General features: G+C 46.3%; 10 protein-coding genes. 8 read left to right on the top strand and 2 right to left on the bottom strand.

Annotation, left to right across the window (positions count from 1 at the left end; translation table 11 throughout):
• Window positions 1-92 precede the first annotated feature (92 nt).
• Window positions 93-668, bottom strand: coding sequence for a hypothetical protein (locus Q1V85_RS21580; RefSeq protein ID WP_300603108.1), 576 nt, complete (start codon window positions 666-668; stop codon window positions 93-95).
• Between the two features lie 240 nt (window positions 669-908).
• Here Q1V85_RS21580 and Q1V85_RS21575 point away from each other — a divergent pair, with 240 nt between their 5' ends.
• A complete protein-coding gene (locus Q1V85_RS21575; RefSeq protein WP_300603106.1) occupies window positions 909-4,127 on the top strand; it encodes a SusC/RagA family TonB-linked outer membrane protein in 3,219 nt (1,072 codons plus the stop codon).
• 11 nt (window positions 4,128-4,138) lie between these two features.
• Window positions 4,139-5,578, top strand: a complete 1,440-nt coding sequence (locus Q1V85_RS21570; RefSeq protein WP_300603104.1) for a SusD/RagB family nutrient-binding outer membrane lipoprotein — start codon at window positions 4,139-4,141, stop codon at window positions 5,576-5,578.
• Window positions 5,579-5,847: 269 nt separating this feature from the next.
• On the opposite strand, the gene tadA is transcribed toward Q1V85_RS21570, so the two are convergent.
• A complete protein-coding gene (tadA, locus tag Q1V85_RS21565) occupies window positions 5,848-6,285 on the bottom strand; it encodes a tRNA adenosine(34) deaminase TadA (RefSeq protein WP_300603102.1) in 438 nt (145 codons plus the stop codon).
• A gap of 155 nt (window positions 6,286-6,440) precedes the next feature.
• Here tadA and Q1V85_RS21560 point away from each other — a divergent pair, with 155 nt between their 5' ends.
• From Q1V85_RS21560 to Q1V85_RS21535, 6 genes are all read left to right on the top strand, one after another.
• The gene (locus Q1V85_RS21560; protein ID WP_300603100.1) at window positions 6,441-9,584 is read left to right on the top strand and encodes an ATP-dependent DNA helicase; all 3,144 of its coding nucleotides are present in this window, start codon (window positions 6,441-6,443) and stop codon (window positions 9,582-9,584) included.
• A 153-nt stretch (window positions 9,585-9,737) separates the two neighbouring features.
• Window positions 9,738-10,190, top strand: a complete 453-nt coding sequence (locus Q1V85_RS21555; RefSeq protein WP_300603098.1) for a DUF1569 domain-containing protein — start codon at window positions 9,738-9,740, stop codon at window positions 10,188-10,190.
• Between the two features lie 113 nt (window positions 10,191-10,303).
• The gene (locus Q1V85_RS21550) at window positions 10,304-10,762 is read left to right on the top strand and encodes a YciI family protein (protein ID WP_300603096.1); all 459 of its coding nucleotides are present in this window, start codon (window positions 10,304-10,306) and stop codon (window positions 10,760-10,762) included.
• A 5-nt stretch (window positions 10,763-10,767) separates the two neighbouring features.
• Window positions 10,768-11,274 (top strand): class I SAM-dependent methyltransferase, encoded by a 507-nt coding sequence (locus Q1V85_RS21545; RefSeq protein ID WP_300603094.1) that lies wholly within the window; start codon window positions 10,768-10,770, stop codon window positions 11,272-11,274.
• 35 nt (window positions 11,275-11,309) lie between these two features.
• On the top strand, window positions 11,310-11,846 hold the full coding sequence (locus tag Q1V85_RS21540; protein ID WP_300603092.1) for an SRPBCC family protein: 537 nt from the start codon (window positions 11,310-11,312) through the stop codon (window positions 11,844-11,846).
• Window positions 11,847-11,907: 61 nt separating this feature from the next.
• A complete protein-coding gene (locus tag Q1V85_RS21535) occupies window positions 11,908-12,339 on the top strand; it encodes a VOC family protein (RefSeq protein WP_300603090.1) in 432 nt (143 codons plus the stop codon).
• Window positions 12,340-12,347 lie beyond the last annotated feature (8 nt).

Here is a 12,347-nt window from a genome sequence, read left to right as displayed (position 1 = left end):
ATTATAGTTGCTACACGAAACCTTAGCAGCAAAAATTCAGCCACCCTGCTTATGAAGGGAATGAACCGTTTTGATTTTGCATTGCGCGACTGTCAAAAATTGGTAAAATAGTTGGTAAATACCAGGTCGAACAGATTCACGTTCGCCTTCTTGGTTTGCAGGTATGCGCCGGGCACCGGCACTTTGTTGAGTTCCCTAAAAAGGACCGCTTTCGTTTGAAACGATTCCCGCAGCAGTTGGTCGATCATCCCGATATCCTCCAGGTACTGCCGGTGGCGTTTTTCATCATTCAGGCAAAACTGGTCGTGATCCATCATTGCTGAGCCATTCAACCCCAGGAAGTCCGTTACTACAATGCTATGCCAGGGCATCAGCACGCTCAACAGCACATGTATTTTAAATAAACCGCGTCCTTCTTTTGAAGTACAATCCAGGTAATAGCAAAATTTATTATGAAAGAGCTCCGTCTGGTCCTTCAGTTCATACCGCAACAGGTTTTCTCCAAGTAGCTGCACAAACTCCTTCCATTGTGTCATCGATCCTTCCTTCAGCGTCCGTACCGACCGCTTACGCCGGGCATATACCCGCTCATACTCCTGCCGATCTGCCAGCGGCGTTACTTCTTTGGGGAAGTGGTCGTAAATTTTTGATGTATCCGGAAATTTCATGTCAACTCATAAATGAAATACAATTATTATATATATCGATAACAGGAATCCAATATGAATTTAAAAAAAATAAGGCATATTTAAACATATTATATTATTAAATATTCACCGCTACATTAAATGGAGCAGTATATTTCTCCAATACCTGCAGTTTTTTGCAAACTTTATCTGTTTTTCGCATTTTTAGTTTAAATAACTTATATTTAACAAACCTACAACTCCAAATTAAACTCAATTTGCATGAAGAGAATGCTTTTCCTACCTCTGGCGATTTCGCTTTTAATGCTCTTTCCGCTCTTCTTAAATGCCCAACAACGACAGATCAGCGGCTCCGTTAAAAACGAATCCGGTGAACCGGTTGCCGGGGTCACCATTGTTCAAACAGGCACCAATAATGCCACTACCACAAATGATGAAGGACGCTTTCTGATGCGTGTAACCGGCAACAACGCGCAGCTCGAAATTTCTTCTGTTAATTATGCTTCACAAAAACTATCCGTTGGCAATAACACCGATATTACGGTTACCCTGACAACAGACAAGAAAGCGACAATGGAAGAAGTAGTGGTGACCGCCCTTGGAATTGGCAAAAAACAAAGGGCGATTGGCTATGCCGCACAGGCGGTTTCCGGGGAAAACCTTACCGTTACCAAACAACAAAATGTCATTGGCGCCCTGGCGGGAAAAATATCCGGAGTACAGGTGTCGGGTTCTTCCGGTGCCAGCATGGGCGGCACTCAAAAAATTCAGATAAGAGGTGTTAATTCCGTTACTGGCAGCGGCGAACCTTTGATCGTAGTAGATAATACACCGATCTCGAACACAAATTATGGTGATAAAAACGGACCGGATTATGGAAACCTGGCTCAGGATATCAACCCGGACGATATTGAAACGGTGAATGTATTAAAGGGTCCGGCAGCATCTGCCCTGTATGGCCTGCGGGGTCAGTTTGGGGTAATTATGATCACTACAAAAAAAGGAAGCAAGAGTACGATTAAACCTGTTGTTAATTTCAGTTCCACCTACTCTATAGAAAAAGCGGCCAATTTCCTGCCCCTGCAGAACCTTTATGGTGCCGGGTCCAGTCTGAATTTTCCCACGATCAAGATCAACGGTGTAGATACAAAATATGTAGACGGCAGCTGGGATGAAAGCTGGGGGCCAAAAATGGATGGCACCCCGGTACGCCAACAATACAGCTTTTATCCCGCCGATCCCGATTTTGGAAAAGCCACTCCATTTATTCCACATCCTGATAATATAAAAGACTGGTTCGAAAACGGGCATACATGGAACAATAATATCTCTGTTTCAGGAGGCGGCGCTACCACCTCGTTCCGTTTGTCGTACAACCATACAGACATAAAAGGAATTGAACCCAATACCTATTTAAAAAGGAACAACGTTGCCTTTAATGGTTCCCTGAACATCACTTCAAAACTGATGCTTTCTACCGGAATTAATTATGCCGACAACAAAGGCCAGCGCCCGGCACAGGGATATTACAATGGCACCCGCAATATGTACCAGTGGTTCGAGCGCAACCTGGATATGAAAAAATTAAAACAGTACAAATATCCGGACGGCACTTTTTATCAATGGAACCTTAACGATCCCAATGATGAAGGTATTTATGAAGATATGAAACCCATCGACTGGAACAATCCTTATTTTGAAGCATATGAAAATCCATCGCACGACAGTCGCAGCCGGTACTGGGGCAATATCGGTTTAACCTATACCATTGCACCCGGCTTGCAGGTGAGTGGCTTTGTACGTAAAGACGCTTACGTTCAGAATATTGATACCCGCAATGCGGAAGGCGGCCGGTACCTGCCTGATTTTACTATTGGCAAATATGAGAACAACGAAATGAACTATGAGTTCATGGCACAGTATAACAAAGACTTTGGCAAACTATCTTTTAATGCCAACCTGGGTGGCAATATTCTAACGCAGCGATACACTTACCTGTATCAGGCAACCGCAGGCGGATTTGTAACCCCCGGGTGGTTCAACATTCAAAACTCACTGGAAAAACCTTATGTGGAGAACATCCTTAACCGCAAGGAAATCAGAAGTGCCTTTGGCTCCGTATCCCTGGGTTATGATAAGACCTATTATATTGATGCTTCATTGCGCAATGATATTTCTTCTGCCTTGCCGCTCAAGAATAATTCATACTGGTATCCTTCGCTTTCGGGTAGTTTTGTGTTTAGCGAACTGGTTAAATGGCAACCACTTTCCTTTGGGAAACTGCGGTTGAGCTATGCCCAGGCCGGATCAGATCTTCCTATTTATAAAACGGCACCGTTTTACGAATTAGGTGCTCCCTATAAAATCCCTGATCCTGAAAATCCCAAAACCTACTATCCCATGTATATACCGGATCAGCTTTCCAATCCCAATTTGAAGCCTTCAGTAGGCACTGCATACGAAGCCGGACTGGAAATGAACTTCCTTAAAAACAGACTTGGGTTTAATTTCACCTATTACAACCAGCAAAATAAAGACGCAGTTGTAGTACTCGACATACCAGGAGGAAGCGGGTACACCAGCCAGGTTATTAATGCCGGGCTTATTCAGAACCAAGGAATCGAGTTAACGCTTAATGCAGCTCCGGTAAAGACCACGCATTTCAACTGGACATCCGTGGTCAATTTTGCCCGCAATAAAAGCATGATTAAAAAACTGGCCACGGGCTTATCGACACTGGTACTGGATCAAAACCGGTACTCAAGCGTTGATATGTTCCTGCTTGCGAATGAAAACCAGGCATTCGGTTCATTGGTGGGCAATGCGTATAAACGCGATGCCGCTACCGGCAAGATATTATTAGATGCACAGAACCTGCCTTTATATGAGCAAAACCATAATTTCGGATCCGTGCTGCCCAGGTTCAACGGCGGCTGGCAAAATACATTCCGCTATAAAAACATTCAGTTGAATGCCATGATCGACTTCCAGTCTGGCGGACAGTTCTTCAGCTGGACGCAAATGCTGGCAGTAAAATCTGGCCAGGCTGCGATAACAGCCGCTACAAACGATAACGGTAAAAATGTACGTGATCCCCTGGATCAGGGTGGCGGTGTAAAAGTTACCGGTATATCAGCGGCTACCGGACAGGAAGTAACGGCCTATGTAAACGCCCGCACTTATTACCGTAATCGTTTGGGAACCCAGATCTATGAAGAGTGGCTCTATGATGCTTCCTATATAAAATTCCGGGAGCTAAGCCTTGGATACAATTTTACAAAAGAGCAGTTTGCCCGTTTGCCATTCAACGTAGTCACCTTATCTCTTATTGCACGTAACCCGGCAATGATCTGGCAAAAAGCACCCAAAGGATTAAACCCCGATGAGCTTTCCACCGGAGCATCATCCCTTAACTGGTTAGAAACAGGCCAGCTGGCTACCACAAGATCTTACGGCATCAGTTTAAACATTACATTCTAAAAAACTGCAAGATGAAAAAACGCATTCGATATATCCTCCTTGTATCCGTAATCAACCTTTTTTTTGCGGGTTGCACCAAGTTTAGCGAGGACTTTAACATCAGTCCCAATAAGCCTACAAAAGCATCTAATCCACAATTGCTCACGTATGCCATTATGCAATTGCAGTATACATTAGAAACACCCTATCCCATACTCTATGCCCAGCAGCTATCGGATAAGATTTATACAGACAATTCTCGGTACACCACCACTAATTTTGATTTTTACTGGATCTACTCCGGGCCGTTGATCAACCTTGAAGCCATTCTTAACAGCACCATACTCAACGACGAGAACGGATCCAAAGCAAACCAATATGCCGTGGCAAGAATTCTTAAAGCCTATTACTTCTGGTATGCTACCGACCGCTGGGGAGATATTCCGTATTCGGAAGCCTTAAAAGGCCAGGAAAAATTCACGTATAAATACGATAGTCAAAAAGATATTTACGACAACCTTTTTAAAGAGCTTAAGGCTGCTGCCGCGCAGATAGATAATGGAAAAGGAGTAACAGGAGATATTCTTTATGATGGAACAATGGATAACTGGCGCAGGTTTGCTAATTCTATACGCCTCCTGATGGCACTGCGGTTGTCAAAGATTGATCCGGTAAGAGGCAGGGCAGAATTTGCAGATGCATTAAGCGCTGGCGTTTTTACAGACAATAGTCAAAGTGCAGTGTACCGGCACCTGCCGGAATCAGCAAATGAAAACTACTGGTACTATGTTTTTGAAGTACAGAACAGAAAATGGTACTGTATCAGCGAGCCGCTGGTTAATTATATGAAGCCGGTTGGAGATCCGCGCTTACCAACCTTTGCAGACCCAACAGCAAGCAAGGGCGACTATATAGGCATGCCCTACGGGCTGGAAGCTAATGCGGCAGGCAATATCCAGGCGGCCAATGTTTCCTTCCTCGGCGCAAAGCTGCGCAAACAGGATGCTCCTTCCTATCTTGTTACTTACCCGGAAGTGCTGTTTGCTATTGCCGAAGCTGCTAAAACCGGCTGGATACCGGGAGGAGATGCTGAAGCAGAAAACAATTACAAGCAGGCCATCGAGTATTCCATAAGACAATGGAATAATAATGATATCACCGGCCTGAGCACGTTTATGAATCAGCCTTCCATAAAATACAGCAGCGTGGATGCTTTAAAGCAGATCGGGTATCAGAAATGGGTACACCTGTACTTAAACGGCTACGAGGCCTGGGCAGAGTGGAGAAGGACCGGCTACCCCGTATTAGCACCTGCCCCCAACAACAACAATATTCCCATTCCCAGAAGACAGGGTTATCCCCTCAAGGAGCCCAACATCAATACAGCCAATTACAAGGCAGCAGTAGCCGCCCAACCGGGCCTGAACGGCAAAGATGATCTTACGGGAAGGGTTTGGTGGGATAAACAGTAGCAGAGCCCGCTACCACAAGGCTGATAACTTTATCATTCAGGAGACTGGTGGGACTTGGAGGACATGGGTATTACGGCTATTTTGAGAAAGTGAAATAATTACGTGTTGCCCTGGTAGACCAGGGTAAGCAACCATACTCTGGAGGATTACTCCATGTCCACCCAGTAGCCCAAGTTCCCCGAAAAAAACAGCTGCCCTATATTGAAGTGCTGAAGTGTGCGACGCAAGACCGCTGCCACCTGCACCACAGGCGGGCCAATAAACAGCCCCTACCGTTTTGCCTTAAAAAAAGCCTTCATCAAAGCGGCACATTCTTCCTCCAGCAAACCGGTAACAATCTCCGTTTTGGGATGAAACGGCGAGGTGACCGGCTTTACGCGGCTAAAGCCGTTCTTGATATCCGATGCCCCCCATACCACCCGGCGGATCTTGCTCCAGTAAAGAGCGCCGGCACACATTACGCAGGGCTCTACTGTGACATACAAAGTGGCATCCGGCAAATACTTGGCATTCAAAAAACTGAATGCGGAGGTTAATGCGATCATTTCCGCATGTGCGGTAGGGTCGTTTAATTTTTCCGTCATATTATATCCCCGGGCAATGATGCGGTTATCCTGCACCACCACGGCCCCGATGGGAATTTCATCTTCTTCAAATGCGCGCTGTGCCTCTTTCAGCGCCTGCTGCATAAAATATTCATCCGTCATTGATCTGCTTTGAAGCGATAAAATTAAAAATAAGAACCGAGAATGCGGGAATCCCCACTCCAAAGCGTTGATTTTTTCCTACCTTGTATTTTTAAACGTAGCAAGAAGCCCCGGCAACCGGAAAACAGCGGTTGCGGACAATAAATAAAACACAGATGGCATTTCCCAAACAGAAACTGGAAGAAAAATTTAAGGAAGTATATCAGCAGCTTAATGACCAGCAGCGCATCGCCGTAGACACGCTGGAAGGTCCGGTGATGGTGATTGCCGGTCCGGGAACTGGTAAAACGCAGATCCTGGCAGCCCGTATCGGAAAGATCCTGCTGGATGCGGATGCCCTGCCGGAAAACATTCTTTGTCTTACTTATACCGATGCGGGTGTGGTGGCCATGCGCAAGCGCCTGCAACAGTTCATTGGCGCCGATGCCTATAAAGTAAACATTTACACCTTTCACGCTTTTTGCAATGATGTGATCCAGGACAACCTTTCGCTTTTTGAAAAAAATTCGCTGGACCCTATCTCTGAGCTGGAACGCATCGAATACTTTAAAAAGCTGATTGATGCCTTTCCCAAAGGCCATCCGCTAAAGCGTTACCGGGGCGATGTGTATTTTGATGCACCCCACCTGCAGCAATTGTTCTCTGCCATGAAGCGCGAGGGCTGGACGGCCGCCTTTATCAATGAAAAAATTGATGCCTATATCCAGGATCTTCCCAGCAGGGATGAGTATATCACCAAGCGGGCCACCCGGGATTTTAAGAAGGGTGACTTGCGTACCGATAAAATTGCGGAGGCCACGGAAAAAATAGAAAAAGTGCGTGCTGCGGTGAATGCCTTCGATGCCTTTCAGCAATTGCTGAATGAAAAACGCCGCTATGACTTTGACGATATGATCAATTGGGTGATCCGCGCTTTTGAAGAAAATGAATCGCTGCTGCGGAACTACCAGGAGCGCTTTCAATACATATTGGTGGATGAGTTCCAGGATACCAGCGGTACCCAAAACCGGATCGTACAACTGCTGATCAGCTACTGGGAGCAGCCCAATGTATTTGTGGTAGGTGATGATGATCAAAGTATTTACCGATTCCAGGGCGCCAATGTGCAAAATATGCTCGACTTTGCCCAGCAATACCAGGAGGCATTGAAAACGATTGTACTTACCAACAATTACCGGAGTATTCAACCCATACTGGATGTTTCCAAATCGGTGATCACCAAAAATAATGAACGCCTGGTAAACCAGTTGCCCGGCCTCAGCAAGGAACTGGCAGCGGCCAACAGCACCATCAATCACCTGACCACCCCACCCGTGCTTACCGAATACAATAGCGAAAAAGAAGAGATGGCCGGTATTTGTATGGAAGTGGAGCAACTGATCCGGAATGGTATGGCGCCAGGCCGTATTGCCGTGATCTATAAAGAAAATAAATATGGCGAAGAGCTTTCCAACTACTTCCGGCTGATGCAGGTACCGGTGTTCAGCAAACGCCCTATCAACCTGTTACAAGATCCGTTCATCAAAAAAACGATCACGATTCTTCGTTACCTGAATGCCGAGCACGATATCCCCTATGGCGGTGATGAACTGTTGTTTGAATTATTGCATTACGATTTTTATAAGATCCCACCTATAGAAATTGCAAAGCTCAATGTAGAAGTAAACAACCGGCAGTTTAAAGGAGAAGCCACATCCCTGCGTCAGCTGCTTTCCGAAAAAGCCAACCGTCCGCCAAAAGATCTCTTTGATACCGGCATCCACCCACAATTAAAACAGTTCAGCAATACGTATGAGCAATTGATCGGCGATGTATCCAATCTTACCCTGCAACAGCTGGTAGAAAGTGTGATCCGCAATGCCGGCGTACTGGCTTATATAATGCAGCATACAGAAAAGATAGAACTGATGCAGTTCCTGTCGGCCTTTTTCGATTTTGTAAAAGAGGAAAACAGCCGCAACCCGGCCTTTAGCCTGGACGAACTCATTAGCATCATTGACCTGATGGAGAAAGAAGGCGTGCCGCTTTCCATGACGCGCACCATTGGTAACGACAAGGGCGTAAACCTGTTAACCGCACATGGTAGCAAGGGACTGGAATTTGAGCAGGTGTTCCTGGCGGGTACCAATGCTTCTTATTGGGAAAAGAAGAAAAGTTTTCCAACGATCTTTAAACTGCCGGATACCATTTTCAGTTCGCAACCGGAGGGAGACGCCACCGAAGAATTACGGCGTGTATTTTATGTAGCGCTTACAAGGGCCGAACAGCACCTGCATATTTCCTGGTCGAAACGCAACAATGCCGGTAAGGAACTGGAGCCTTCCATGTTTATTGCTGAAATACAGGAGCAGCATGATCTTCAAACACGATTCCGCTCCATTCCTGAAGAGGAGATGACCCGCTTCCGACTCTTGCAGTTCACGGCGCAGGCACCTACCATCGAGCAACGGGAGGACGATTTCATTACGCCGCTGGTGGATAAATTTGTGATGAACGTAACCGCGCTCAACAACTACCTCAACTGTCCGCTGCGGTTCTATTACCAGAACCTGATCCGCATTCCCTCGGGCAAGAATGAGAATACCGAGTTCGGAAGTGCGATCCACTTTGCGCTGGAACGCTTCTTCCGGAAGATGCGGGAACATGCGGCCAATGCCTTTCCCCCGGTACAATCGCTTTACGAAGATTTTAAATGGTATATGCAGCGGCACCGGCAGCACTTTACCCGCGAGTCTTTCAAACGGCGCATGGAGCAAGGCGGCATTATTTTACCGGAATACTACAATAACTATATCGATGCCTGGAATAAGGTGGTGGTAGTAGAGTTAAACATTAAGAACGTAGTGGTGGATGGTGTGCCTTTAAAAGGAAAACTGGACAAGCTGGAATTTAATGGCAAGGATGTAAACGTAGTAGATTACAAAACAGGGAACGTTAAATACGCCAAACCCAAACTGCTGCCGCCTTCTGAAAAAGATCCCAACGGAGGCGACTACTGGCGTCAGGCGGTCTTTTATAAATTATTGGTGGATCATTACGAAGCAAAAAACTGGACGGTAGCCAGTACCGAGTTTGATTTTATTGAGCCGGATGAGAAGAAAAATTTCGTCAAACAAAAAGTAGTGATCCTTCCGGAGCACCTGGAAATTGTGCGCCGGCAGGTGCGGGAGACCTGGCAGCATATTCAGAACCATGAGTTTTATAAGGGCTGCGGGAAAGAAGATTGCCACTGGTGCAATTTTGTGAAGGACAACCAGCTGTATACAGATCTGGAAGCGATTGAAGAAGATGAGGAATGATTTCCGAATATTGCCACGAAGACAGAAAGACACGAAGAATCACCAAGAACGGATCACTTAGCTCTTTGTGATTCTTTGTGTTTTAGGGCCTTTGTGGCCATCCTTACCCCTATCCAAAGAATAGCTATTTTTACACCCTAAATTATTTCGCTTATGACCGATATCTTTTCCCCTGAAGGGGCCCAAACCATGATCAACCGTATTGAACAACTTACGCCCGAAAGCAAGCCACTTTGGGGCAAAATGAATGCAGGCCAGATGCTGGCGCATCTTTGTGTGATGTATGAAACGGTTTACACCAACAAACACCCCAAACCCAAAGGCTTTCTCAAATGGATCATGAAAACCTTTATTAAAAAAACCGTTGTAGGCGATACGCCCTACAAACGCAATATAAAAACAGCACCGCATTTCCTGATCACCAGCGCCCGGGACTTTGAAAAGGAAAAAGAACGGCTAATTGGCTATATCCGTCAGACCCGGGAACTGGGTGGTGCCCATTTCGACGGCAAAGAATCCCATTCCTTTGGACCGCTTACCCAAACAGAATGGAATACCCTGTTCTCCAAACACCTGGATCATCATTTAAGACAGTTTGGGGTATAGTCCGGTAAAAGCAGCGCTCTATATATTTTTTATTGCATCCGGAGTACCTGCAAAAAAGCGCGGAAATAAGTGTAATTTAGTAGCAGCGAACCATTCGCATTAAACCTCCTGCAATGCTGCGACTATTTCTTGTGCTGATGCTGATACCCATGGCGGGCAGCGCCCAAACGGAATCTCCCGGTAATACGTATAACAAATCCCTGGCAGATAGTCTGGGTGCCGACGAGTATGGGATGCGGATGTACCAGTTTGTTATCCTAAAAACAGGCGACAGCACGATCACCGACAAAGAAAAGGTGGCAGCCCTTTTTAAGGGTCACATGGAAAATATTGGCAAACTGGTGGCTGCAAAGCAATTGATCATTGCCGGTCCGTTTGCTAAAAACCCGCAGCAATACCGGGGGTTGTACGTCTTTACCACTAAAACAAAAGAAGCAACGGAAGCCTTGCTGGCAACCGATCCGGCTGTAAAATCGGGGCTGCTCAAGGCAGAGATCTATGGTTGGTATGGGTCTGCAGCCCTGCCCCTGTATCTGCCCTTTCATCAACAGGTCGAAAAAAGCAAACATTAACACAGATGGATATCGGGGAAGCAAGGGAGCTGATCAAAGATTTACCGCTATCTTTAGGCAAGCCGCGCAGCTGGGCCGACCTTGGTTGTGGTACCGGTACATTTACCCATGCCTTGTACAGCCTGCTTCCACCGGAAAGTACGGTATACGCGTTTGATAAAAACAGGCAAACCTTACATGAGCCGGGCATCCGTTTTATGCAACTCGACTTTGAAACAGTCCCATTGCCCGTACCGCCGCTTTCAGGCATCCTGATGGCTAATTCACTGCATTATATAAAAGATCCCGGAGCGTTAATTACAAGGCTCCGGCAATACCTGGAGCCGGGGGGTGGCCTGGTGCTGGTGGAGTATGATACCCCTGCCGCAAACCGGTGGGTGCCTTTTCCTGTACCTTTGTCAAAGGCTAAACAACTGGCCACCTGGTGCGGTTTTATAAATTTTCACTTGTTGGGAACCCGGCCCTCCGTATATCATGGAGGCGGTATGTATGCTGCGGCTTTGACACTTTAGAACAGTTCATTTTTCTAACGATAAAAAATCAAAACATGCGTATTCTTAAAAAGATCCTGCTGGCAATCGTGGCCCTCGTTTTACTGGTTTTGCTGGTAGCCGCCTTTGTAGACGGCAAAATCAAATTTGAAAAATCGGTAACCATCAATGCGCCCATTGATAAGGTGTGGACCCACGTAAACAGTCTTGCAGCAATCAACACCTGGAGCCCCTGGGTAAACAAAGACCCCAATATGAAAAAAACAAGCGAAGGCACCGATGGTACGCCGGGCGCCCGGTTTTGCTGGGAAAGTGAAAAAAAAGATGTAGGCAAAGGCTGTCAGACCATCAAATCTGTAAGCGCGCCATCGCTGATCGAAACCGATCTTAAATTTTATACCCCTTACGAAAGCGAGGCCCAGGCCTTTGTAAAGCTGAAGGCTGCCGGTGCCGGCACTAAGGCCACCTGGGGTTTTAACAGCGAAATGCCTTATCCGTTCCGGATCATGAAACTGTTTATGAACATGGAAAAAATGATGGACCCCGATTTTACAACCGGATTGCAGCAGCTGAAAAAACTGGCGGAACAATAAACAGGAATGCGTTCAGCACCTTTTACAGTCATACATTTTTAAACCAAAAAAATAAAACATTATGGCACATATCAATCCTTACATTACGTTCAACGGCAACTGCGAAGAAGCATTTAACTTCTATAAATCCATCTTTGGTGGTGAATTCGGCTTCGTTGGCCGTTTTAAAGACATGCCCCCGCAGGAAGGCTATACCATGCCTGAAGCAGACGGCAATAAGATCATGCACATCTCCCTGCCCATTGGCTATACGGCTTTAATGGGCAGCGACACCGGTGGCGAATGGGCATCGGATCATACGGTAGGCAACAATATCACCATTTCGTTGAACCCTGATTCCGAGCAGGAAGCAGACCGGATATTCTCCGCACTTTCAGCAGGTGGCAAGCCAACCATGCCGATGGCTGACACTTTCTGGGGCGATTATTTTGGCATGTGTACCGACCGGTTTTCAATCAACTGGATGATCAGCTTTCATAAAACTCCCCAGTAAGCTATAAC

This window comes from Niabella sp. (genome assembly GCF_030150205.1).
GTDB lineage: Bacteria > Bacteroidota > Bacteroidia > Chitinophagales > Chitinophagaceae > Niabella.
This window is presented reverse-complemented; position numbering and strand designations above follow the sequence as displayed.